The 22796-nt window shown below is 63.2% G+C and carries 18 protein-coding genes and 2 pseudogenes (1 of these 20 cut by a window edge); 4 read left to right on the top strand and 16 right to left on the bottom strand.

Going from position 1 to position 22796, the window contains the following annotated elements:
* The first annotated feature begins 1 nt into the window (after position 1).
* The 4 genes from QMO82_RS18835 (at position 2) to QMO82_RS18820 (ending at position 4420) form a co-directional block, all read left to right on the top strand.
* The gene (locus tag QMO82_RS18835; RefSeq protein ID WP_183609638.1) at positions 2-985 is read left to right on the top strand and encodes a tripartite tricarboxylate transporter substrate-binding protein; all 984 of its coding nucleotides are present in this window, start codon (positions 2-4) and stop codon (positions 983-985) included.
* Positions 986-1164: 179 nt separating this feature from the next.
* A complete protein-coding gene (locus QMO82_RS18830; RefSeq protein ID WP_183609639.1) occupies positions 1165-1626 on the top strand; it encodes a tripartite tricarboxylate transporter TctB family protein in 462 nt (153 codons plus the stop codon).
* A 9-nt stretch (positions 1627-1635) separates the two neighbouring features.
* Entirely contained in the window at positions 1636-3141 is a 1506-nt protein-coding gene (locus tag QMO82_RS18825; protein ID WP_018243405.1) for a tripartite tricarboxylate transporter permease, read from the top strand.
* Between the two features lie 109 nt (positions 3142-3250).
* Positions 3251-4420, top strand: coding sequence for a M20 aminoacylase family protein (locus QMO82_RS18820; RefSeq protein WP_183609640.1), 1170 nt, complete (start codon positions 3251-3253; stop codon positions 4418-4420).
* Positions 4421-4507: 87 nt separating this feature from the next.
* On the opposite strand, the gene QMO82_RS18815 is transcribed toward QMO82_RS18820, so the two are convergent.
* The 16 genes and pseudogenes from QMO82_RS18815 to QMO82_RS18740 all read right to left on the bottom strand — a co-directional run.
* Positions 4508-6295 carry an adenine deaminase gene (locus QMO82_RS18815; protein WP_183609641.1) on the bottom strand — a complete coding sequence of 596 codons (1788 nt, stop codon included), beginning with the start codon at positions 6293-6295 and terminating at the stop codon, positions 4508-4510.
* Entirely contained in the window at positions 6292-7212 is a 921-nt protein-coding gene (locus QMO82_RS18810; RefSeq protein ID WP_183609642.1) for a nucleoside hydrolase, read from the bottom strand. Before QMO82_RS18810 ends, QMO82_RS18815 begins: the two co-directional genes overlap by 4 nt.
* Positions 7213-7216: 4 nt before the next feature.
* Positions 7217-8242, bottom strand: coding sequence for an ABC transporter ATP-binding protein (locus QMO82_RS18805; protein WP_183609643.1), 1026 nt, complete (start codon positions 8240-8242; stop codon positions 7217-7219).
* Complete coding sequence (locus QMO82_RS18800; RefSeq protein ID WP_183609644.1) at positions 8235-9014, bottom strand: ABC transporter permease; 780 nt, start codon at positions 9012-9014, stop codon at positions 8235-8237. Before QMO82_RS18800 ends, QMO82_RS18805 begins: the two co-directional genes overlap by 8 nt.
* The gene (locus tag QMO82_RS18795; RefSeq protein WP_183609645.1) at positions 9011-9838 is read right to left on the bottom strand and encodes an ABC transporter permease; all 828 of its coding nucleotides are present in this window, start codon (positions 9836-9838) and stop codon (positions 9011-9013) included. Before QMO82_RS18795 ends, QMO82_RS18800 begins: the two co-directional genes overlap by 4 nt.
* A gap of 57 nt (positions 9839-9895) precedes the next feature.
* Positions 9896-10918 carry an ABC transporter substrate-binding protein gene (locus tag QMO82_RS18790; protein WP_183609646.1) on the bottom strand — a complete coding sequence of 341 codons (1023 nt, stop codon included), beginning with the start codon at positions 10916-10918 and terminating at the stop codon, positions 9896-9898.
* A 1-nt stretch (position 10919) separates the two neighbouring features.
* Positions 10920-11964, bottom strand: a pseudogene (locus QMO82_RS18785) (LacI family DNA-binding transcriptional regulator).
* Positions 11965-12143: 179 nt separating this feature from the next.
* On the bottom strand, positions 12144-13586 hold the full coding sequence (locus QMO82_RS18780) for an efflux transporter outer membrane subunit (protein ID WP_183609648.1): 1443 nt from the start codon (positions 13584-13586) through the stop codon (positions 12144-12146).
* A 150-nt stretch (positions 13587-13736) separates the two neighbouring features.
* Positions 13737-16847 (bottom strand): efflux RND transporter permease subunit, encoded by a 3111-nt coding sequence (locus QMO82_RS18775; protein ID WP_183609649.1) that lies wholly within the window; start codon positions 16845-16847, stop codon positions 13737-13739.
* Between the two features lie 48 nt (positions 16848-16895).
* Entirely contained in the window at positions 16896-18107 is a 1212-nt protein-coding gene (locus QMO82_RS18770) for an efflux RND transporter periplasmic adaptor subunit (RefSeq protein ID WP_183609650.1), read from the bottom strand.
* A gap of 167 nt (positions 18108-18274) precedes the next feature.
* On the bottom strand, positions 18275-18877 hold the full coding sequence (locus tag QMO82_RS18765; protein WP_183609651.1) for a TetR family transcriptional regulator: 603 nt from the start codon (positions 18875-18877) through the stop codon (positions 18275-18277).
* A 103-nt stretch (positions 18878-18980) separates the two neighbouring features.
* The gene (locus QMO82_RS18760) at positions 18981-19925 is read right to left on the bottom strand and encodes a phosphoribosylaminoimidazolesuccinocarboxamide synthase (protein ID WP_183609664.1); all 945 of its coding nucleotides are present in this window, start codon (positions 19923-19925) and stop codon (positions 18981-18983) included.
* Positions 19926-20006: 81 nt separating this feature from the next.
* Positions 20007-20939, bottom strand: a pseudogene (locus tag QMO82_RS18755) (SLC13 family permease).
* A gap of 92 nt (positions 20940-21031) precedes the next feature.
* Positions 21032-21718 carry a phosphoribosyltransferase gene (locus QMO82_RS18750; protein ID WP_183609665.1) on the bottom strand — a complete coding sequence of 229 codons (687 nt, stop codon included), beginning with the start codon at positions 21716-21718 and terminating at the stop codon, positions 21032-21034.
* Positions 21719-21732: 14 nt separating this feature from the next.
* Positions 21733-22539: a pseudouridine synthase gene (locus tag QMO82_RS18745; protein ID WP_183609652.1), complete on the bottom strand. Its 807-nt coding sequence runs from the start codon at positions 22537-22539 to the stop codon at positions 21733-21735.
* 156 nt (positions 22540-22695) lie between these two features.
* Positions 22696-22796 carry the final stretch of a hypothetical protein gene (locus tag QMO82_RS18740; RefSeq protein WP_097621140.1) on the bottom strand. Its footprint extends 106 nt past the window's final position, so the window shows 101 of its 207 coding nt (coding positions 107-207); its start codon lies off the right edge, out of view — the gene reads right to left on this strand; its stop codon occupies positions 22696-22698.

The raw sequence follows: 22796 nt of genomic DNA, 5'->3' as shown, positions 1-22796 counted from the left end.
GATGAAAATCCTGAAGGCCATGCTCGGCCTGACCGCTGTTGCAGCGGTCTCTCTTCTCGCCGGCGCCGCTACGGCGCAGACCTATCCCGAACGCACCATCACTATGGTCGTGCCCTTTGCGGCCGGCGGCCCGACCGATACCGTCGCGCGCCTCGTCGCCGAATCCATGTCGAAGGATCTCGGCCAGCAGATCGTCGTCGAAAATGTCGGCGGCGCCGGTGGCACGCTCGGCGCCGGCCGCGTGGCAAATGCCGATCCCGACGGTTACACTATCCTGCTGCACCATATCGGCATGGCGACCAGCGCTACGCTCTACCGCAAGCTCGCCTATGATACGCTCGGCGCTTTCGATTATGTCGGCCTCGTCACCGAGGTGCCGATGACGATCGTCGCACGCAAGGACATGGAGCCGGCTGACCTCAAGGGGCTGATCGATTATCTCAAGGCCAACAAGGACAAGGTGACGGTCGCCAATGCCGGCATCGGTGCCGCCTCGCATCTCTGCGGCATGATGTTCATGAGCGCCATCCAGACGCCGCTCACGACCGTTCCCTACAAGGGCACCGGCCCTGCCATGACCGACCTGCTCGGCGGCCAGGTCGACGTCATGTGCGACCAGACGACCAACACGACGAAGCAGATCCAGGGCGGCACGATCAAGGCCTATGCCGTGACCTCGCCCAAGCGCCTCGACGTGATGAAGGACATTCCGACGGCGGTCGAAGCCGGCCTGCCGGGCTTCGAAGTCGGCATCTGGCACGGCATCTATACGCCGAAGGGCACGCCGGCTGCGATCAACGAACGTCTGTCGAAGTCGCTGCAGGTGGCGCTCAAGGATCCGAATGTCAGCGCCCGCTTCGCCGAGCTCGGCACGGCGCCATCCTCCGACGCTGATGCGACGCCGGCTGCGCTGAAAGCCAAGCTCGAAAGCGAGATCGCTCGCTGGAAAACCGTGATCGAGGCTGCCGGAGAATATGCCGACTGAGGATGGTATCCTCGTCCGGGCATGCCGAAAGAGCCCCTCACCCTGACCTACCGGGGTCGAGCCACTTGTCTCGACCCGTCCTGCGGACCCCCGCATGCGGGGAGAAGGTGCCGACAGGCGGATGAGGGGCAGCCATCGCAGCAGCGCGTCACGAACCATCTCCAACTTCAGGAGACACCATGAAATCCATCAGTTTCGACACCACCAATGCCATCTGCGGCGCGCTTTTCGTTGCGACTGGCGCCTTCTTCGCCATCCAGTCGCTGGGGCTCGACCTCGGCACGGCCGTGCGCATGGGGCCTGGTTATTTTCCGCTGGTGCTTGCCTGTGTGCTGGTGCTCCTCGGCGCGATCATCTTCATTCAGGCGCTGCGCGTCGAGGGTGAGCCGATCGGCGCCTTGGCCTGGCGCGGCATGCTCTTCATCCTGCCGGCGCCGGTCTTCTTCGGGCTGACGGTACGCGGGCTCGGATTTGCGCCGGCGCTGTTCTTCACCGCCTTCATCGCCTGCTTCGCATCGCAAAAGATGAACGTATTCTTCGCGATCATTCTTTCGCTGTTGCTGACGATCTTTTCCGTGGCGGTCTTCAGCTATGGGCTCGGCCTGCCGTTCGAGCGCTTCGGCCCCTGGGTCCGGTTCTAGGAGACGATGATGGATCTTTTCAGCAATCTCGCGCTCGGCTTTGCGACAGCCGGCACTCCGGAAAACCTGTTCTTCTGCCTGATCGGCGTGCTGCTCGGTACGTTGATCGGCGTGCTGCCCGGTATCGGCGCCACGGCGACGATCGCCATGCTCTTGCCGATCACCTTCCAACTGGAGCCCGTCTCCTCGCTGATCATGCTCGCCGGCATCTATTACGGCGCGCAGTACGGCGGTTCTACCACCGCCATCCTCATCAACATGCCGGGCGAATCCTCGTCGGCCGTCACCGCGATCGACGGTTACCAGATGGCCCGCAAGGGCAGGGCGGGGGCAGCGCTTGCAATCGCGGCGCTGGGTTCGTTCTTTGCCGGCACGGTCTCGACTTTCCTTGTCGCGATCTTCGCACCACCGCTCACGGCGATCGCGCTGCAATTCGGCTCGGCTGAATATTTCTCACTTATGATCGTCGGCCTCGTCTCCTCGATCGCGCTTGCGCATGGCTCGGTCGTCAAGGCACTGGCGATGGTGGCGCTCGGGCTGCTGCTCGGCCTCGTCGGCACCGACATCTACACCGGCACGCCACGCTTTACGCTCGGCATCCGCGAATATGCCGATGGGCTGAATTTCGTGGCGCTTGCGGTGGGCGTTTTCGGGGTGGCAGAAATCCTGCGTAATCTCGAGGGCGAGTCGACGCGCACCGTGCTGATGGCCAAGGTGTCCGGTCTGTTGCCGTCGCGCCAGGAATTCAAGGAAATGATTGCGCCGGTCATTCGCGGCACGGCCATCGGCTCGGCGCTCGGCATCCTGCCGGGCGGTGGCGCCATCCTTGCCTCCTTCGCCTCCTATACGGTGGAAAAGCGCATGTCGAAGACGCCGGAGGAATTCGGCAAGGGTGCGGTTGCCGGCGTCGCAGGGCCGGAATCGGCAAACAATGCCGGTGCGCAGACCTCGTTCATTCCGCTCCTGACGCTCGGCATTCCGGCCAATCCCGTCATGGCACTGATGATCGGCGCGATGATTATCCAGGGCATCGTGCCGGGGCCGAATGTCGCCACCGAGCAGCCGGCGCTGTTCTGGGGCATCATCGCCTCGATGTGGATCGGCAACCTGATGCTGGTCATCCTCAACCTGCCGCTGATCGGGCTCTGGGTGAAGCTCTTGACCGTGCCCTACTACGTGCTCTTCCCTGTCATCATGGCTTTCTGCTCGATCGGGGTCTACAGCGTCAACGCCAACGTCTATGATCTCTACGCCGTCGCCTTCTTCGGGCTCATCGGCTATGTGCTGGCAAAGCTTCGTTGCGAACCGGCGCCGCTCTTGCTCGGCTTCGTGCTTGGGCCGCTGCTCGAGGAAAACCTCCGGCGCGCCATGATCCTGTCGCGCGGCGATCCCACAACCTTCGTCACGCGGCCGATCAGCGCCATTCTTTTGGCCATTGCGGTTGCCGTGCTGATCGTCGTCTTCCTGCCGAGCGTCAAGAAGAAGCGCGAGGAGGTGTTTGTCGAGGAAGCGTAGAGGGGTTGAATTTGCGATCCGTTTGATGAACAAGGAATGAACTGACGCGGGCGCCGGTCGGGCGCCCGTTTCTCGTGAAGGGATATCCAGGCCTCAGGAGCATTGCCCGATGAGCATTCCCGCCGGGATCAAGGATGATCTGCCCTTCCTCACCGCCCTGCGTCGTGATCTGCATGCCCATCCCGAACTCGGTTTTGAGGAGGAGCGCACCGCCGGCATCGTCGCGGGGCTTCTCGAAGAGGCCGGTATCATCGTGCATCGCGGCGTCGGCGGCACCGGTGTGGTCGGTACGCTGCAGGTCGGCAATGGCGCGCGGAGGATCGGGCTCAGGGCCGATATGGATGCGCTCGCCATGCCTGAAATGGCGGAACGGCCCTATAAATCGACCGTGCCCGGCAAGATGCATGCCTGCGGCCATGACGGCCATACGGCAATGCTTCTCGGCGCCGCCCGGCATCTTGCGACGACGCGGGGTTTTTCCGGCACGGTGCATTTCATCTTCCAGCCGGCCGAAGAGGGGCGCGGCGGGGCGAAGCGCATGGTCGAGGAGGGGCTGTTCCAGCTTTTCCCCTGCGACGCCGTCTACGGGCTGCACAATATGCCCGGGCTTGCGGTCGACGAGATCGCTGTCGTCGAGGGGCCGCAGCTTGCCTCCTCCGATAGCTGGCGCATGACCTTCCGGGGAACCGGCACGCACGGCGCCAAGCCGCATCTCGGCCGCGATCCGATCACGGCCGCCGGCACCTTCCTGTCAACGCTGCAGACGATCGTCGGGCGCGTGATCGACCCGCTGCAGCCGGCCGTCGTCAGTACCTGTTTTCTGCAGGCGGGTGATTCCAAGGCCTTGAACGTCATCCCGGATGTCGTGGAGATCGGTGGGACGGCACGGGCCTATTCACCCGCGGTGCGGGATCAGCTGGAGATCGAGATCGGGCGGTTGGCGCATGGTACTGCTGCTATGTACGGCATCGCCGTGGACTATGCATTCGAGCGACGGATTCCACCTGTCATCAATGACGCGGATGCCACGGCGAGGTCGCTCGCTGCGGCCGGCGCTGTCTTCGGCGAGAAAGTGCGAACACGCTTTCCGCCGTCGACGGCGGGAGACGATTTCGCCTTCTTCGCGCAGAATGCGCCGGGTTGTTATGTCTGGCTCGGCAACGGCCAGGCGGTGGATGGGGCGCTGCATCACAATACGGCTTATGATTTCAACGATGGGGCGCTTGGTTATGGGGCTGCCTATTGGGTAGCGTTGGTGGAGCGGGAGTTGAAAGGGTAAGCTTGGCGTTTGTAGCACCCTTGCCGCCTGCCGGCAGGCGGATGGGGGTCGCACGGGACGTCCGTCGCGAGGTCCGTGCGTCCCGGCTTACCAAATCTCCAGCACGGGACTTTCCATCACTCCCCCCGTCACCACATCCGCAATCCCTCGATCGGTCTGGTGCGGGCCGACGTTGCAGGCGAGTGTGGCGCCGAAGCAGGCCTTGAAGACCCGGTAAGGCGGTTTCCAGTCGGCGATCTTTTCCATGGTCTTACGGATGTTGGCGAAGGCCAGGGCGGTGTTCTCAAGCGATGCATCGGTCACCAGGCCGGAGAGCGGCAGCGGCAGGAGCGCCTCGATCGCGCCGTCTCTTGCGACCGCCATGCCGCCGCCCGCTGATATGACGGCATTGGCGGCGAGCGCCATGTCGCGTGCATTGCCGCCGAAGACAGTGAGGTTGTGGCTGTCATGCGAGACGGTGGTGCAGAAGGCGCCGCGCCATTCGCCCCAGCCGGTGAGGAAGCCGATGCGCGGGGTGCCTTCGGCCCTGCCGTGGCGATGGACGACTGCGATCATGGCACTGCCGGCCGGCGGCACGACGAAGCCGTCCCTGACCTCTGTTTCGGCCTTGCCCCATTGCGTGAAGCGCGGGCAGTCGATGGTGGCGACGCGGACGCGTGTGCCTTTCGACGGAATGCGGAAATCATTTTCGCCGAATTGCGGGAGCTTTACCGAATTTTCAAGCGGTGCGGTATCGAGTTGCCTGATGTCGACCTGCATGCCGCCGTTGCGGGCGACGATGCGGCCGCCCGATATGACCAGCCGCGCCCGGAATTCCTGGAGATCCTCGAAGAGCACGATGTCGGCGCGGCGGCCGGCTGCGACGAGGCCGAGATCGGAGCGTTTCAGCCGCGCTGCGGCGTTGAAGGTCGCGGCCCGCAGCGCCCATTCCGGTTTCATGCCGTAGCGCACCAGACGGCGGATAACGTCGTCGAGGCCGCCGCTTTTGTAGAGTTCATCGGGAAAGACGTCGTCGGTGCAGAGTGTCACGGTTGGGGGCAGGTGGCCGAGACCGTTCAGCACCTCGACGAATTCCTGCAGCAGATGGTCGTGGGATCCGCGCAGCTCGATCGTCAAGCCAGCGGCAAGCTTGGCGGCGAGGTCGGCGCCGGAGGTGAGTTCGTGGTCGGAGGTGATACCCGATGCCATAAAGGCGTTGAGATCGGCGCCTTCGAGGCCGCGGGCATGGCCGCAGACGAGCTTGCCGGAGGCAAGTCCGGCATTGACGATATCAGTCATGCGCGGTTCGCCATCGATGACGCCGTGCATGTTCATGACTTCGGCAACGCCGCCGACGGCGGAGGAACGCAGCATCTCGGCGACGACGGCAGCATCGAAGTCGGCGCCTGCAAGTTCCAGGCCGGGCGCCGATGGTACGCAGGATGGGGCGAGCAGGATCATGCGCAGCGGCAGTGAACGCGCCGCCTCGATCGCCCAGCGCACGCCGTCGAGGCCATGGACGTTGCCGAATTCATGCGGATCCCAGACGATTGATGTGACGCCGCGCGGCAGTACCGCGCTTGCATATTCGGCCGGTGTCACCATCGAACTTTCGACATGCATGTGGGTGTCGATCAGGCCGGGCGTCAGGACGCTGCCCGCCGCATCGATGATCTCGACTGCATCCGTGCGGCTTGCCGGGGCATGGACACTCGCGATCAGCGCGCCGGCGAGGCCGATATCGGCGTCGCGGATCAGGCCCGTCACCGCGTCGAGCAGCCGGCCGCCGGTAATCAGCACGTCGAAGGGGGCATCGCCGCGCGCGGCAGCAACGGCGCGGGCGCGCAAGTCGGGATCGTTGAGATCGGCGGGTTCCTGGCGAGGGGTGGCGTTCATTTGCGGGCCTCGTTGACCAGGGCGGCGAGAATGATCACACGCGCCCTATCGGCATCGATGTCGGCGGCGAATTGCGCATTGAAATTCGCATGCGCGGCGCGGGTCTCTACGACGGTGCGACCACGGGTGAGGGCGCCCTGCAGCTCGACGTCGATGCGCGCGGGACGGAAGCTGACGATATCGGGAGCGACAAAGGCGACGGCGGCGCAGGGGTCGTAGATCGCCATGGCGGGGCGGCCGCGGCTGGTGGCGATGCTTACATAGCCCGAGAGCATATCGGCGATCAGCTCCGCATTGGTGCCGTCGGCGGTGCGCACCGGCTCGGCATCCTCGGGCCGCGCCAGCACCTTGCGGCAGAGGTCGAGATCGACCATGCGCAGCGGCAGGCCATGGGCGATGACGATCGCCAGCGCCTCGGGATCGGCCAGCGCGTTGAACTCGGCAGAGGCCGTGTGGTTGCCCGATGTGACGCCGCCGCCCATCCAGACGAGTTCGCTGATACGGGCGGCGAGATCGGGCCGGGCAAGCGCCACGGCGGCAATATTGGTAAGGGGCCCGAGCGCCAGGATGCGGTGCTGGCCGTCACGTTCCAGCCAGCGGCAGAGCGCCGTGAAGGCATCGCTTTCGGCGAGGGCGGGTCCCTCCGGCAGGGTCTTGCCGATGGTCGGAATGCCGGTTGCGCCGAGGATCGCCTGAGCGGTTTCGAGCTTGCCGAGAACCGGCATGGCGCGGCCGGTGTGGATGGGGAATTTCCAGCCGAAGGCGATGGCAGCGCCGGCAGCATTCCTTCTCACCTGCGGCAGCGGCGCATTGCCGAAGACCAGTGATAGGCCGTCGATCTCATATTCCGACTGTGCCACCACCAGAATGGCTGATATGTCGTCGAAGCCCATGTCGGTATCGATCCAGACGCCCATGATTTCACCCGAACCGTTTGAGGTTTGCCGCGCCGGCAACCGGCAGGTCGAAGGCGAGCGCGCTGCCGATCTCATGCGGCGGCTGGCTTGCGTCGATCTCGGCCTTGATGGGCCCAAGCGGCGTATCGAGGAGATATTCGCGGGTGCTGCCGGCGAAAGAGGTGCCGCGCACGGCGCCCTGGAAGGGGCCGGAACCGAGGTTAACCGCGCGCGGCCGCCAGGCCAAGCCCGCTGAGGCTTCCGGCACTGCGCCGGAAAGAGCCACCGGCCCGTTCGGCGTCGCTAGCTTTCCGTCCTTCAGCGCGAAGACGTTCTCGAAGCCGACGAAATCGGCGACGAAGGCAGAGGCGGGATTGTTGTAGATCTCTTCCGGCGTGCCGATCTGTTCAATGCCGCCGTTCAGCATCACGACGATGCGGTCGGCGAGCGCCAGGGCTTCGGTCTGGTCGTGGGTAACGAAGATCATGGTGACGCCGGTCTCCTTCTGTACGCGCTGCAATTCGGCGCGCATTTCGAGGCGAAGCCGGGCATCGAGATTGGAGAGCGGCTCGTCGAGCAGAAGCACCTTCGGCTCCATCACCATCGAGCGGGCGAGCGCCACTCGCTGCTGCTGACCGCCGGAGAGTTCGGCGGGCTTGCGGCCGGCGAAGGCCGAGAGGCCGACGGATTTGAGGCCGGAACCGACGCGGGCGTTGAGATCCGCACCTGAAATGCCCTTGAGGCGCAGGCCGAAGGCGACGTTCTCATAGACCGTCAGATGCGGGAAGAGGGCGTAGGACTGGAAGACGAGGCCGACGGCGCGTTTGTTGGCAGAGATGCGGGTGATATCGGCGCCGTCGAGGCTGATGCGGCCGGAGGTGGGCGTCAGCAGGCCGGCGATGGCGCGCATCGTCGTCGTCTTGCCGCAGCCGGAGGGACCGAGAAGCGCCACGAGTTCACCTTTGCCGATCGTAAGGTCGAGATTGCCGACCGCGACCGTATCGCCATAGGCAAGCGTCAGCTTGTCGAGTTGAAGATAGGCATCAGACATAGCGCGAAAATCCCAGGAAGCGTTCGGCGAGGAAGACGATGCCGATCGAGAGAAAGGCGAGAAGGGCGGAGAGCGCCGCGATGGATGGGTCGTAGGTGGTTTCCATGTAACCCAGCATGTCGATCGGCAGTGTGCGGACGCCGGGACCGGAGAGGAAGAGCGAGACGGGCACCTGGTTGAAGCTGGTGACGAAACCGAGGATGAAGGCGGCAAGGATGCCGCCGCGGATATTCGGCATCACCACGCGGAAGAAGGCGCCGAGCCTGGAGGAGCCGAGCAGGACGGCGGCCTCCTCGATATCAGAGCGCAGATTGTCGAGACTTGCGGAGACGACGCGCACGGCATAGGGCAGCACCAGGGCCGTATGGGCAAAGAAGAGCGCGAGCGTGATGTTGAAGCCGAAGGGAACGACGAGATAACGCAGCAGCGCCAGGCCGACGATGATGCCGGGCACGATGATCGGCAGCGAGACGATGGTGCGGACGGTCTCAGCCGAGGGCAGCCGGTAGCGCGACAGGGCGTAGGCGGCCGGGATGCCGAGGACGAGGGCTGCGAGCGTTCCGAAGACGGCGAGGAACATCGACATGGCGAAGCTGTCGCGGAAACTCTCGATGGTGAACACCTTCATCATCCAGCGCAGCGACAGGCCCTGTGGCGGAAAGGCCAGCGTCTCTCCGGCCGAGAGCGACGCGGCGATGATGATCAGAAACGGGCCGATCAGGAAGACCAGCAGCAGGGCAAGCACGATAGGCGAAAACAGGCGGAGGGTCATTTGCGGTTCCTCGCCGTCGCAAGACGTTTCAGCAGGATGTTGGCGGCAAAGCTCATGATGATCAGGATAAGAGCGATGACGCTGGCCGAGACGAAATCATTGGCGACGGAAACCTGCTGGTACATCAGCGTTTCGAGCATCAGCACCTTGGAGCCCCCGAGCACGGCGGGGGTGATATAGGCGGTGAGCGAGCCGGTGAAGACAAGCGTGCCGCCGACGACGAGGCCCTCCCTGGTCAGCGGCAGGATGACTTTCCAGAAGACCTGGAACCAGTTGGCGCCAAGCACGCGAGCGGCCGGAATGGCATCCTTCGGCATGTTTTCCAGCGCGCTGATCAAGGAGAGGATCATCAGCGGCAGGAAGAGCTGCAGGAGCCCGATGAAGACGGCGGTCTCGGTGAACAGCAGCCGCAGCGGCTCGGCGCTGAGGCCGAGGCCCGTGATCGCCTGGTTGACGATGCCGGTGCGGCCGAGAATGACGATCCAGGCATAGGTGCGGGCGACCGGCGAGATCATCAGCGGCAGGGTGACGAGGCCGATCATCCGGCCCTTGCCATTCGCCGGCAGATTGACGATGGCAAAGGCTGCGGCATAACCGATGACCGCGGAGACGGCGGTGACTTCGAGCCCGAGCCGGAAGGTGCGCAGGAAGACGGTGCGGTTCAGCGTTTCGGAAAAGAAATCGGCATAGGCCGACAGGCTCCAGGCGCTGCCGGCTTGGAAGCCCTCCGACAGCAGGATCGTGACGGGCAGCAGAAAGACCATGGTCGCAAAGATGGCTGCCGGCAGGGCAAGCGCCAGGGCTTCCGCGCGGTTCTGGAACATGAGGCGCCTTTCCAGGACAGGAGAGCGGTCCCGGCGGCGCCGGGACCAGATTTCACGTTACTGGCCGACCTTCTCGTTCCATGTCTTCAGCCAGCCGGCGCGATTGTCGAGGGCGACGGCGGAAGGGATCAGCTTGAGGCTCTTCGCCGTTTCCTCGCCATAGGTGAGGTTGTTGGCCGCTGCCTCGGAAAGCTTGACCTCGCTGTTTGCGGGGCTGTCGATCAGCTTCTCGGCGAGCTTGGTCTGGGTGTCGGTCGAAAGCCAGAAATCCATGAACTGCAAGGCGAGATCCGCGTTTTTCGAACCCTTGGTCAGCACCAGGACGTTCATGCCGCCGGTCTGGCCCTCCTTTGGCGTAGCCCACGCAATGGGGAGGTTGAGCTTGGTGAAACCTGCCCAGGAGAAACGGCCGATCGGCGCTGCCCAGATCTCCTCCTGTTGCATCAGCTGCACGAGCTGCGAGGATTTTTCGTAGAAGGTGACGATCTCGTCCTTCTTCTCGCCCAGCGCCTCGATCGGTCCCTTCAGATCGGGCGTGTCCTTGCCGAGCGCCTGGCCCAGCATGTAGAGCGCTGGCGGCCCCTGATTGGTGGTCACGTTCGGAAAGGCGACGTGGCCGACATAGTCCGGCTTCAAGAGATCGGCCCAGGAGTCGATCTTCATCTTGTCGGAGCGATAGGCGATGGAGGTGGCGTAGAAGGTATAGCCGACGCTCATGCCGTCACCGTTCGGATCCTTGGCGATGTCGTACAGCTTGGCGAAATTGGAAAGTTTCGCGGTATCCACCTTGTCGGTCAGCCCGGCGCGGGAGGCGGCCAGCGCATCGGCCATCGAAACGGCGGCAAGATCGACGACGGGGTTGGCCTTGTTGGCCTCCATCTTGGCCAGGCGTTCGACGCTGTTGCCGGTCTCGACCACGAGCTTGCAGCCGCATTTGGCTTCGAACGGATCGTAGACCAGCGTCTTGAAATCATCCTGGGCAAAGGCATAGACGGAAATGGTCAGCGTCCGTTCTGCCGCCGATGCGGCAAGCGGTGACAGTGCGGACAGCGCCACCGCGGCAATGACAGCTTTTTTCATCCTACATGTTCTCCATCTCTGAGGTTTTTGGTGCCGGGCTCGCAGGGCCCGGACGATTGGCGGACGATCAACTGCATGGCGACACGGTCGATTTCCGCGGTAACGAGCATGCCCTCCCCGGTGGCGCTGGTTCTTATGGCATCCGTCAGCGCCGACACGGCAATCTCGGCGATTCTATCCATGTCCATCCGGACCGTCGTCAGCGACGGCGTAACGACGGGTGACCAGATGAGATCGTCGAAGCCGGTGACGCTGACATCGGCGGGAATGCTGATGCCGGCCTGCTGCAGTTCCGTCAGCGCGCGCAGGGCCTGGAGGTCGGAGAGGGCTGCGAAGGCGGTGAAACCCTGTTCTACCTTTTCAGCGAGGCCGAGCGGGCAGCCAATGCCGCCATCCTGCTCCAGCCTGTCGATCCACAGTGTTTCCGCATGCATGCCCGGGCGCATGCCGGAGCGGATGCCGCCGGCACGGTCGTTCTGGACGTTGGATTCCTGGTTGTTGCCGATGATGAGGATGTGGCGATGGCCAAGGCCGGCGAGATGGTCGGCGATTTCGCGGCCGCCTTGCCAATGGTCGGCGGCCACGGTGTTGCCTGGCGTCGAGGCGGTGTCGATGACGGCGACCGGACAGGCGGCGGCAGAAATACGAGTGGCGCGGCGGGGAATGATGACCATGCCGTCGACGCTGCGCTCGACGAGCCGGTTGATCGCCTCGGTCTGGGTGGCGGCATCGCCGCGGGAATCGGCGATCAGCACGCCGTAACCGGCGGCGGAGGCTGCGAATTCGATCGCCTGAGCGATCTTCGGGAACAGCGGATTGGCGATATCGGGCAGCACCAGGCCGAGGACGCCGCTGCGTCCGGTCCTGAGCGCCCGGCCGGCCTGGCTCGGGACATAGCCGAGTTCGGCTGCGTGCTCGCGGATTCTCTCGATCAACTGGCCGGAGACCCGGCCCTTGCCGGAAAGCGCATTGGAGACGGTGGCGACAGAGACGCCGAGCGACGTCGCTATCCTGCTGAGGTTTGGTCCCGGGCGCGATTGAGCCATGATCGACGGCGCTCTGATTAATCGTTTAATCAGAGCTTTACCTCAGCTTTTTTTGCTTGTCGAATCCAAATTCATCTTATGCGCAATTATCCGCGAAGCGAATTCGGCAGGCATCAAAAAACCCCGCGAGACGATCGCGGGGTTTCGATTTTCCAATTTTCCAAAAGACCGGCTGCCGATCAGCTCTTGGCTGGCTTCGCTGTCGGCACGGGCTTCACCGGTGCGGTGGTTTTGCCGCCAGGCGCATAGCCGCCGCCGACGGCGATGTTCAGCGAGACGTAGTCCTTGGCCATCTGCTGGACGGACTGGGCAAGGCTTGCCTGGGCCAGTGAGACCTGGCGCTGCGCGTCGAGAACGTCGAGCAGCGAAGAGGCGCCGTCCTTGTAGGATGCGGTGGAAAGTTCGAGTGTTTCCTGGGTGGTCTTTACCTGGGCCTGAAGTGCGGCGACCGTGCGGGCGTCGCGCCGGACGGCCGAAAGCGCGTTCTCGACCTGTTCGACCGCGGTCAGCACCGTCGACTTCCAGTTGAGATAGGCCGTGGCGGCATCGGACTGCGCGGACTTGACGTTGGCGCGCAGGCGACCGCCGTCGAAGATCGGCAGGTTGAGGGTCGGGCCAAAGGACCAAGGCGTCAGGCCGCCATGGACACCACGCTGGTTGATGTAGGACGGTGAGATCGAGCCGCTGAGCGAGATGCTCGGATACAGCTGCGCCTGGGCTACACCGATATTGGCGGTTGCAGCAGCGAGATCACGTTCCGCCACACGAATATCGGGACGGTTGCGGATCAGGTCCGCCGGGATGCCGGAGGTGATGCCGCCGCGGAATACCGGCTGACCAGAGCCCCTCAGCAATTCATCGACCAGGGCTGAGGCCGGCAGGCCGAGCAGCGTCGCGATGTGATGGGCCGATATGCGGATGTTGGTTTCGAGGCCCGGAATTTCGGCGAGCGTCGACTGCACCAGGCCTTCGGCCTGAACGACGTCGAGACGCGAGGCGGCGCCGGCTTCGAGCTGGAACTTGGTCAGTTCGTAGGTTTCCCGGCGAGACTTCAGGTTGGCATTCGAAAGCGCTAGGCGCTGCTGATAATAGCGAACGTCGATATAGCTCGACACGAGATCCTGCACGAGGGTCAGCTTGGCGACATCAGCGGATGCGTAAGCGGAATCGAGCGAGGCGAGCGCGCTCTCCGTGCTGCGCTTGTAGAGGCCGAAGAGATCAAGCAGCCAGCTCAGTTGGACGTCGCCGGCGCTGGTGTTGCGCGTGTCGAACTGCGTGCGCAATTCGCCCCTCTGGCCGCTGACCGTGTGCGAGCCGCCGACGGTCAGGTTCGGCAGGCCGCCGGCGCCGGCGGTGGTGACGTTGGCGGAGGCCGCATTTATGCGTTCGATCGCCTGCTGGACTGACAGGTTCTGCTCGAGGCCGGCGTTGACGTAGCCGTTCAGCCTCGAATCGTTGAAGGCGGTCCACCATGCGGCGGTCGCAACATCACCATCGCTCTTCGTTCCGCCTTCTCCGAATTTGGCGGGCAGCGGCATCTCAGGAGGAACATGATCCGGGCCAACCACACAGCCCGACAGTAATAACAATAATGCCGGTGTGGCAAAACGAAGAGATACCATTCATTTCATCCTGTACTCGAGCAAGTCAATTCTTGTCCGAAGCTTCATGCTTCACTATCGGCCGCCGCGCCTCGTCGTACCAAAAACACCATTCCGAAGCAGTCGGGCGCAATGTAGCAACGAGAACAGCATTATCACAGTGCATTTTTATCACACTCCTGCCGCATTTTTGCTCCGTGTGGCAAAGATGCGTCGAATGACGACGAAGAACGACGGTACGAAGAAAATTCCGAGCATCGTCGCCGCCAGCATGCCGCCGAGGACGCCGATGCCGATGGCATTCTGGGCCGCCGAGCCGGCGCCCGTGGCGATCGCCAGCGGCACGACGCCGAGGATAAAGGCGAGCGACGTCATGATGATCGGCCGCAGTCGCAATCTCGCCGCCTCCAGCGTCGCTTCGTAGAGTCCCATGCCGCTTTCCATGCGGTCCTTGGCGAATTCGACGATCAGGATCGCGTTCTTCGCCGCCAGCCCGATGGTCGTCAGCAGGCCGACCTTGAAATAGACGTCGTTCGCCTGGCTGAAGAGCGTGGCCGCCATCAGCGCGCCGAGGATGCCGACAGGCACCGCCATGATCACCGAGAAGGGGATCGACCAGCTTTCGTAAAGTGCCGCCAGGCAGAGGAAGACGACGAGAACCGAGATCGCATAGAGCATCGGCGCCTGCGAACCGGAAAGGCGCTCCTGGTAGGAGATGCCCTGCCAGGCGACCGTATAACCGCCGCCGAGCTGTTCGGTCAGCGCTTCCATTTCGTTCATCGCATCGCCGGAGGAGACGCCGGGTGCGGAAGCGCCGTCGAGCGGAATGGCGCTGACGGCGTTGAAGCGGGCAAGCGATGGCGCGCCTTTCACCCACTCCGTCCTGGTAAAGGCGGAGAAGGGCACCATTTCACCGGCAGTGTTGCGGGCGTACCAATGGTCGAGATCATCCGGCTGCATGCGGAAGGGCGCATCGCCCTGAACATAGACCGGCTTGATCTCGCCGTTCAGCGTGAAGTCGTTGACGTCGCGGCCGGTGAAGATGATCGACAGCATCGAATTGACCGAGGCGATATCGACGCCCATGGCGCCGATCTTCTCCTGATCGAGCACGATGCGCATCTGCGGCTCGACTTCCTTATTGCTGCTGCGCAGCGCCACGATCTTGCCCGACGTATTGCCCATCTGGATCAGCCGCTTGGAGGCGGCCGTCAGGGCGTCGTTGCCGTGGCCGCCGGTATCGACGAGATACATGGAGAAGCCGCTCGATACGCCGAGACCCTGGATTGCCGGGGGCAGGAGTGCGAAGACCTGTGCCTCGCGGATGGCAAAGAAGCTGCGCAGCGCGCGGTTGACAACCGACTGGGCGCTCAGCTGCGGATCGGTGCGTTTCGAGAAATCCTTGAGTTTGGTGAAGACGATGGCGCTGTTTTGGCCGGAGCCGTTGAAGCCGAAGCCCAGCGCGCCGAACACCGATTCGACGGCATCCTTCTCATTCTCGCGATAGTATTTTTCGACTTTCTCGACGACCGCCTGGGTCTGCTGCGTGGTCGAGCCCGGCGGCGTGGTGACGATGGTCAGCAGCACGCCCTGGTCTTCCTGCGGCAGGAAGGAGCTCGGCAGGCGGGTGAAGAGATAGGCGCAGCCGGCGCCGACCAGCAGGAAAACCAGCATGACGCGGATCGGCCGCTTCAAGAGATAACCGATGGCGCTGATATAACCGTTGGTCGAGCGGGTGAAATTGCGGTTGAACCAGTCGCCGACGCGGTGCTTCCTGTGTTCGCCGACCGGCTTCAGCATCGTGGCGCAAAGTGCCGGCGTCAGCACCAGGGCGACGAGCGCAGACAGCAGCATGGCGGAGACGATGGTGATCGAGAACTGACGATAGATGATCCCGGTCGAACCACCGAAGAAGGCCATCGGAATAAAGACGGCGGTGAGAACGAGCGCAATGCCGACAATGGCGCCGGTGATCTCGCCCATCGATTTTTCCGTCGCCTCCAGCGGCGAAAGCTTCTCTTCGGACATGATGCGTTCGACGTTTTCGACGACGACGATGGCGTCGTCGACCAGGAGGCCGATTGCCAGCACCATGGCAAACATCGTCAAGGTATTGATCGAGTAGCCGGTGACGGCCAGCACCCCGAAGGTGCCGAGCAGCACCACGGGAACGGCAATCGTCGGGATCAGCGTTGCTCGCAGGTTCTGCAGGAAGACGAGCAGCACGACAAAGACGAGCACGATCGCTTCGATCAGCGTATGCACGACCTTCTCGATCGACAGTTCCACGAAAGGCGTCGTATCGTAGGGATAGGTGATCTCCACGCCCGCCGGCAGGGTGCGGCCGATGACCTCGAGGGCGGAGCGGACGCGGGCTGCGGTATCGATGGCGTTGGCGCCGATCGCGAGATTGACGGCAAAACCGGTCGACGGCTGGCCGTTGTACCGCGAACCGCCACCGTAGCTTTCCTGGCCGATCTCGATGCGCGAGACGTCGCTCAAGCGCACCGTTGCGCCGTCCTTTTCGACCTTCAGAATGATGTGCTCGAAATCGGCGACGGTGGTCAGCTGGCTTTGGGCGGTGATGGTGACGTTGATCTGCTGGCCGGGAAGGGCCGGCTGGGCGCCGAGCGACCCGACGGAGACCTGGGTGTTCTGTGCCTGGATGGCTGACGTGACGTCGCTCGGAGTCAATTGGTATTTCAAGAGCTTGAACGGATCGAGCCAGACGCGCATGGCGTAACCCGAACCGAAGACGTTGATACTGCCCACACCTTCCAGCCGCTGGATCTGATCCTCGATCGAGGTCGACATGATGTTGCCGAGGTCGACCGAGTTGCGCTTGCCGTCGGTCGAAACGAGCGAGCCGACGAGAAGAATGCTCGACGTCGAGCGGGTGACGCTGATGCCGGCGTCGATGACGTCGCCCGGGAGCTGCGACTGAACCAGCTGCAGCTTGTTCTGCACCTGCACCTGGGCGATATCCGGGTCGGCGCTGGTCCCGAAGGTGAGCTGGATGCTGGCCGAACCGGTCGACGAGGTCGAGGTCATGTAGGTCAGGTCGTCGAGGCCGGTCATGCCATCCTCGATGATCGTCGTCACCGATTTCTCGACAGTCTCGGCGCTGGCGCCCCGGTAGGTGGCATTGATGCGGACCGTCGTCGGGGCGATGTCGGGGTATTGCGAGATCGACAGCGTGAAGATCGCCAGCAGGCCGGCGAGCATGATGGTGATCGCAATGACCCAGGCGAAAATCGGACGTCGGATGAAAAACTTGGCCATCGGTTGTTCCTGTGCGGCTGAGACGGTGACGATGCGGGCCTGCTGCGATTATTTCGCTGCGGGCTTCTGCGTATCACCGGCCGCGGGCTGCTCGGCAGGCACGACCACGCCGTTGTCGTTGATCTTCATCGGAACGGGCTTCACCGGCATGCCCGCTGTGATCGACTGCAGGCCGCTGACGATCAATTGATCGCCGTCCTTGATGCCTTCGGTCACGAGCCAGGAATTGTTGGAGGGTGAGCTGTTCTCGAAGGCGCGGGTTTCGACCTTGCCGTCGGCGGAAATGAACTGTGCCGTCAGCCGGCCATTGGCATCACGGCTCGTCGCCAGCTGCGGCAGCGCATAACCGGCCTCGGCGCCGAGCTCGACGGTTGCCCGCACATACATGCCGGGCAGGACGACGCGATCGGGATTGGGAAAGAGCACGCGGATGATGAAAGTGCCTGTGGTCTCGCTGACCACCTGCTTCGACATGTCGAGCTTGCCCAGCTGGTTATATTCCTTGCCGTCTTCGAGGATCAGGTGGAAAGCGACGTTGTCTGCGCCCTTGATGTTGCCGGCGGCCATCGCATCGCGCAGCTTCAAAAGGTTGGTGCTCGATTCCGTCAGCGAGATATAGATCGGATCGAGCTGGCGGATCGTCGTCAGCGCCGTCGTCTGATTGGCCGAGACGACGTTGCCGACATTATAGGCCGTCTGGTCGATGACGCCGTCGAAGGGTGCGACGATCCTGGTGTGGTCGAGATCGATCTGCGCGGCGGAAAGTGCTGCCTTTGCCGACTCGACTTCGGCCTTGGCCTGGAGCAGCGTCGTCTTGGCTGTTTCGAATTCGATCTGGGTCGCGCCGCTGCCGACGAGGCGCTGATAGCGGTCGAGATTGCTTTCGGCGCTCGGCACGCTGGCTTGCGCCTTGGAGATTGCCGCCTTGGCCTGCTCTACGGCGGCGATATAGGGGGCATCCTCGATCTGGTAGAGAAGGTCGCCCTTCTTGATCTCTCCGCCTTCCTTAAAGGCGATCTCGCGGATGAGGCCGCTCACCTGCGGGCGGATATCGGCCGTCTGGAATGTCTCGGCGCGGCCGGGAAGGATCGTCGTGATTGGGAACGTGGCCTTCGTCATCGTGACCGCGCCGACGGCGGCGGCCTGCTGTGCGGCACCTGCGCCCGTATTGCCGGCGGGCTTGCCGGCATTGTCGCTGCAGCCGGCGAGCAAGGTGCCGAGCGCCAGGGCCGAGGAGATGAGGAGGGCGCGCCGTATCATTCTGAATTCCCTGTGCGGTGGCAATGGCCATTCAATCCACGGGCTCGGCCGCGGCTCAGCTTGACCGAGCGCAGGCTCCTATAAGCGTCAGGATTGGTTTGGCTTCAAATGCCATTATCCGAATTTAAGAAAGGCTTTACGAAGTGACGTAAGTCAGCAATCGTCACTTAGCAAGCGTTATTTTGCAATGCGGCATCGACGAAGCCGACGATGTCCTCGGCACGGTGGACGAGAGTTTCCTTGTCGTCGCGGGCGATCAGGATCGGGTGCAATACGCAGGCCAGCACGTCTGCGACGGTGCGTGCGGCGCTCTCGGGATCGCGGCATTGATAGCGTCCCTCCACTATGCCCTCGCGGATGATCTCACCGAGCTTCTGTTCTATACGGGCGCGATAGCGGTTGCCGGCGTCGAGTTTGGCCTCGATCGTCGAAAGCACCATTTCGAAGATGTAAGGGTTCTTCTGGATGTCCTGCAGATGGCCTTCCAGCAGGCGCAGGACGAAGCGGAGCAGTTGCTCCTTGGGCGGCAGGTCCTGCTCGAAGGCGGCGAAACGCTCGGTGGCATTGTCGAGATGGCGTCCGGCGATCGCGTCGATCAGTGCAACCTTGGAATGAAAATGTTTGAAGACATTGGCGGGCGACATGTGCAGTGCCCCTGCGATATCGGCGATCGACACCGCGAGATAGCCACGCTCGCGAAACAGCATCTCCGCCATGGAGAGAATGTCCTCCCGCGTTTCCTCGGCCTTGCGTCTCGGCCTTTTTATCATCCGTCCCCCGCCGGGCCGGGCCCGGTACCCTCTTTAATGCTAGCGCTATTGGGAGACAAACCGCAAGCCGATGCTTGGCCGGTCGGCTTTGCCCCTCGTCTTTTCAAGGGAAATAGGGGGCTAGGTTGTTTCGAACACGGGCAAGCGCCGTCTCGTCGCTATCGTCGGGGACAAAACGCTCGCCGGTAATCGCCTCGTAAGCCTTGATATAGACGGCCAAGGTCTGCTCGATCAGTTCGACGGGGATTTCGGGAATCTCGTCCTTATAGGGGTCGCAGCGCTCGGCCACCCAGGCACGGACGAAATCCTTGTCGAAACTATCAGGCCGTTTTCCGGCAGCGAAGCTTGCCGGATAGCTTTCGGCAAGCCAGTAGCGGCTGCTGTCGGGCGTGTGGATCTCGTCGGCGAGGATGATATTGCCATCGCCATCGGTGCCGAATTCATATTTTGTGTCGACAAGGATCAGGCCGCGTTTGGCCGCCATCTCCTGGCCGCGGGCAAAGAGGGTGAGCGCGTAGGTCGACAATATCTGCCATTGCTCTGCAGTCAGAAGGCCACGCGTGACGATTTCCTCAGGCGTCAGCGGCTCATCATGGCCGCCGTCGAATTCCTTGCTGGTCGGGGTGATGACGGGTTCGGGCAGGATCTGGTTGTCGCGCATGCCGTCGGGCAGCCGCATGCCATACATCTCGCGCTCGCCCTTCTTGTAGAGCGTCAGGATCGAGGTCCCGGTGGTGCCGGCGAGATAACCGCGCACGACGATCTCGACCGGCAGGATGTCGAGCCGTTTGCCGATGACGACATTCGGATCGGGATAGTCGAGAACGTGATTGGGGCAGATATCCCCAGTCGCCTCGAACCAGTAGCGCGCCGTCTGCGTCAGCACCTGGCCCTTATAGGGGATGCAGGTGAGGATGCGGTCGAAGGCGCTCAGCCGGTCGGTGCTGATGATGATCCGGCGTCCGTCCGGAAGGTCGTAATTCTCGCGCACCTTGCCGCGATAATAGTTCGGCAGTTCCGGGAAATGGGCTTCGGAGAGGATTCGCACGGCGCTCGACTGTCCTTGTGATTGGGTGAAGGCTTCCTGTCGTTTCATTGCCGGGAAGTCAAGGTGGCCGCAAGTATCGCATCACAGGCAGAACAGAGCCAGGAGAAACAAGGCGAGGCCGTTACTTGTAACGGCAAGCAGCCAGCCGGCGCGCAGGAAGTCGCTGAAGCGGTAGCCGCCGATGCCCATGGCCAGCGTGTTGTTGTGATGGCCGAAGGGCGTCAGGAAATCGAGCGAGGCACCGGCGGCGACCGCGATCAGATAGGCGTGCGGCGCATGCTGGCCGGTTCTTGCAAATTCCAGTGCGATCGGGGTCAGGACGATGGCGACGGTTGCGTTATTGACGAAGGGCGTCAGCGCCATGGCGAGGAAGAGGATGAGAGCGACGCCGAAGAGCGCATGGGTGATCGGCACGACGAGGCTCCAGCCGGCGATGGTCTCGGCCGCCCCGGTGAGTGCCGGAGATTGCGACCGGCAGGCCGACATAGGCAAAATCGAAGAAGTGAAAGCCGGCTCCGCTCGCCTCGCCGAGCGCCTCGCTGACGAGCAGGTTGGCCGGCGTGCCGATCAGCGAAACGAGACCGCCGAGCAGGGCTGCGAACGAGACCGGCATGACGAACTGGCGGCGAGGGATCGCCAGAGCCGTGCCGAGTCGCAGCGCCACCGGCAGGGTGATCGCAAAGGCACCGATATTCATGAAGATGGAGGTGAAGCCGGCGAGCGATGCATGCCTGATATGACCTGGAAACCCGAGGGTTCTGTGGCCGCGAAACGGGCAGGGAGACTGTCGAAGAGCCTGCGCGCCAGAACCTGGACGATCAGCAGGATCCCGACGACGTTGACGACGACGGGGCTGGCGAAGCCCGTGAAGATCCGATCGGCGGGATAAAGGCCAAGCGCATAGCCGGCAAGCAGACCGGCGATCGAGACCACCTCGATGCGGAAGCGATCGAGTGAGAAGAGAACCAGCATCGCCAGCAGAAGGATCAGCAGGGATGCTTGCTCGAACGACATGGGCAGGTCCGTGTTTCATCGATCGGGCGGACTGTAATCGTTCCTCGTGGGCTGTACAGAGGTGCCGGCAGGCAGGCCTGCAATATCTCGTCTCAGGCCGCTGGGGCCTGCCACCGGCCTGCGGCGTTCCGCTCCAGAAGGGGCGTTGCGAAGACGCCGACGGTGCGCGCGGTCCATTGCGGGCCGGCGGCCGTCAGGCTTTCGCGCCAGCGCTCCGATTGCAGCATGGCGGCGCCGATGACGACCGGTTCGATACCGCAGGCCGTCAGCAGATCAAGAGCCGCGACGATCGAGGCGCCGCTGGAAATGACATCGTCGATCAAGGCGACGCGCCGTCCGCTCAGCAGCGGCAGCATGCGCGGATCGATATAGAGGCGCTTTTGTTGCGTCGGCGTGGTGATCGAAGACAGGGCAACGGAGAGCTCGTCGCGGTACCAAAATTTACGTGAGGTTCCGAGCGGAACGTACCTGTTATGACCGAGCTTCTGCGCCACGGCGGCGGCAAGTGTCAGGCCGAGCGTCGGCAGGCCGGCGACGACATCGATGCCCCTAGGCCTGATCTTTTCGGCGAGGCTTTCGGCGAGCGTATCGAGCACGGCGAAGCTTGCCTGGTTGACGATCAGCGAGGCGAGGGCGTGATTGCCGTCCGCCAACACGCGGATCGGCAGGCGAAGCTGGCGGCCATCTTCCAGTGCGGCGACATAGAAGGCGGCAAACTCGCCATCGCCGGCAAAGGTGTCCGGCGGATCAAACTCCTGCCAGAAATCGTGCGGCGCCATGCCAGTCACATCAGTCAATTGCGTCTTGCCTTTTCGATGCCGGTTTTCCGCCGCAGCGACTGCAATTCCGCCGCAGTCAGCGCGCGCACGGCGCCCTTCGGTAGTTCGCCGAGTTCGAGCTCGCCGATTGCGACGCGCACAAGGCGCAGGCATTCCGTCCCGAGCGTTTCCAGCATGCGGCGGATCTGGCGGTTGCGGCCCTCGTCGAGTTCGACCTCGATCCATGAGTTCCTGTCGCCCTGGCGCAGGCGCCGCGCGGCGGTTGCCGTCAGCAACTCGCCGTCGTGGCGAATGCCCGATGTCATTGCGGCCATCGCCTCGTCATCCATGATGCGGTCGATCTGAACATGATAGGTCTTCGTCACATGCGTGATCGGATCGAGCAGGATCTGGGCAAATTCGGTGTCGTTGGTGAAAAGCAGCAGGCCCTCGCTCGCCTTGTCGAGCCGGCCGACGGGGGAGAGATGCGGGATGTCGAAATCCCTGAGGCAATCATAGACCGTCGGCCTGCCTTCGGGATCATGGCGGGTGGTGACCAGTCCGCGCGGCTTGTTGAGCATCAGGTAGATTTTCGCCTCGGCAGCGATAACCAGGCCGTCGACGCTGATCCTCGCCGTTGCAAGATCGACCCATGCGGAAATATCCGTGACGGCCCGGCCGTCGACAGCGACGCGGTTTTCGGCAATCAGGCGTTCGGCCTGCGTGCGGGAGCAATAACCGAGCTTGGAAAGGGCGCGGGGGAGGGTGACCCGCTTGCCGGCAGCGTCATCGGCAAGCTTTGTCCGCTCGCGCGTCTTGTGCGGTGGGCGCCGCTCCCTCATCTGCCGTCCTTGTCCTGCTTTTGATGCCGTCTCTTGGCATGAACGGCGGAAGGATGCCAGCAAGACGAATAAAAAACGAGAGGGATATCAGGCGCCGCAAAAGACACTCAGCGCTTCCCGATAAAGCGCCGCCAGGACTTGATGGGGTCGGCTGCCTCAGCGGCAGACCATGAATCCGGCCAGCTCCTTGCGGCTGATGACGATACCGGCGGCGGCCTTGACCGGATCCGGATGCGTATAAGAAAGGCTTGGCATTT

Origin of the sequence: Rhizobium sp. BT04 (assembly GCF_030053135.1) — a bacterium.
GTDB classification, from domain to species: Bacteria; Pseudomonadota; Alphaproteobacteria; order Rhizobiales; family Rhizobiaceae; genus Rhizobium; species Rhizobium binxianense.
The sequence above is the reverse complement of the archived record's forward strand: the minus strand, read 5'-3'. Positions and strand labels throughout refer to the sequence as shown.

What these genes read in the sequence shown, in the direction of transcription:
- QMO82_RS18800 (WP_183609644.1), bottom strand. Translation starts at nt 9,014, where the DNA reads ATGACCCTCCGCCTGTTTTCGCCTATCGTGCTTGCCCTGCTGCTGGTC.
- QMO82_RS18810 (WP_183609642.1), bottom strand. Translation starts at nt 7,212, where the DNA reads ATGGGCGTCTGGATCGATACCGACATGGGCTTCGACGACATATCAGCC.
- QMO82_RS18770 (WP_183609650.1), bottom strand. Translation starts at nt 18,107, where the DNA reads ATGATACGGCGCGCCCTCCTCATCTCCTCGGCCCTGGCGCTCGGCACC.
- QMO82_RS18765 (WP_183609651.1), bottom strand. Translation starts at nt 18,877, where the DNA reads ATGATAAAAAGGCCGAGACGCAAGGCCGAGGAAACGCGGGAGGACATT.
- QMO82_RS18745 (WP_183609652.1), bottom strand. Translation starts at nt 22,539, where the DNA reads ATGAGGGAGCGGCGCCCACCGCACAAGACGCGCGAGCGGACAAAGCTT.
- QMO82_RS18790 (WP_183609646.1), bottom strand. Translation starts at nt 10,918, where the DNA reads ATGAAAAAAGCTGTCATTGCCGCGGTGGCGCTGTCCGCACTGTCACCG.
- QMO82_RS18795 (WP_183609645.1), bottom strand. Translation starts at nt 9,838, where the DNA reads ATGTTCCAGAACCGCGCGGAAGCCCTGGCGCTTGCCCTGCCGGCAGCC.
- QMO82_RS18805 (WP_183609643.1), bottom strand. Translation starts at nt 8,242, where the DNA reads ATGTCTGATGCCTATCTTCAACTCGACAAGCTGACGCTTGCCTATGGC.
- QMO82_RS18820 (WP_183609640.1), top strand. Translation starts at nt 3,251, where the DNA reads ATGAGCATTCCCGCCGGGATCAAGGATGATCTGCCCTTCCTCACCGCC.
- QMO82_RS18835 (WP_183609638.1), top strand. Translation starts at nt 2, where the DNA reads ATGAAAATCCTGAAGGCCATGCTCGGCCTGACCGCTGTTGCAGCGGTC.
- QMO82_RS18825 (WP_018243405.1), top strand. Translation starts at nt 1,636, where the DNA reads ATGGATCTTTTCAGCAATCTCGCGCTCGGCTTTGCGACAGCCGGCACT.
- QMO82_RS18780 (WP_183609648.1), bottom strand. Translation starts at nt 13,586, where the DNA reads ATGGTATCTCTTCGTTTTGCCACACCGGCATTATTGTTATTACTGTCG.
- QMO82_RS18815 (WP_183609641.1), bottom strand. Translation starts at nt 6,295, where the DNA reads ATGAACGCCACCCCTCGCCAGGAACCCGCCGATCTCAACGATCCCGAC.
- QMO82_RS18775 (WP_183609649.1), bottom strand. Translation starts at nt 16,847, where the DNA reads ATGGCCAAGTTTTTCATCCGACGTCCGATTTTCGCCTGGGTCATTGCG.
- QMO82_RS18830 (WP_183609639.1), top strand. Translation starts at nt 1,165, where the DNA reads ATGAAATCCATCAGTTTCGACACCACCAATGCCATCTGCGGCGCGCTT.
- QMO82_RS18750 (WP_183609665.1), bottom strand. Translation starts at nt 21,718, where the DNA reads ATGGCGCCGCACGATTTCTGGCAGGAGTTTGATCCGCCGGACACCTTT.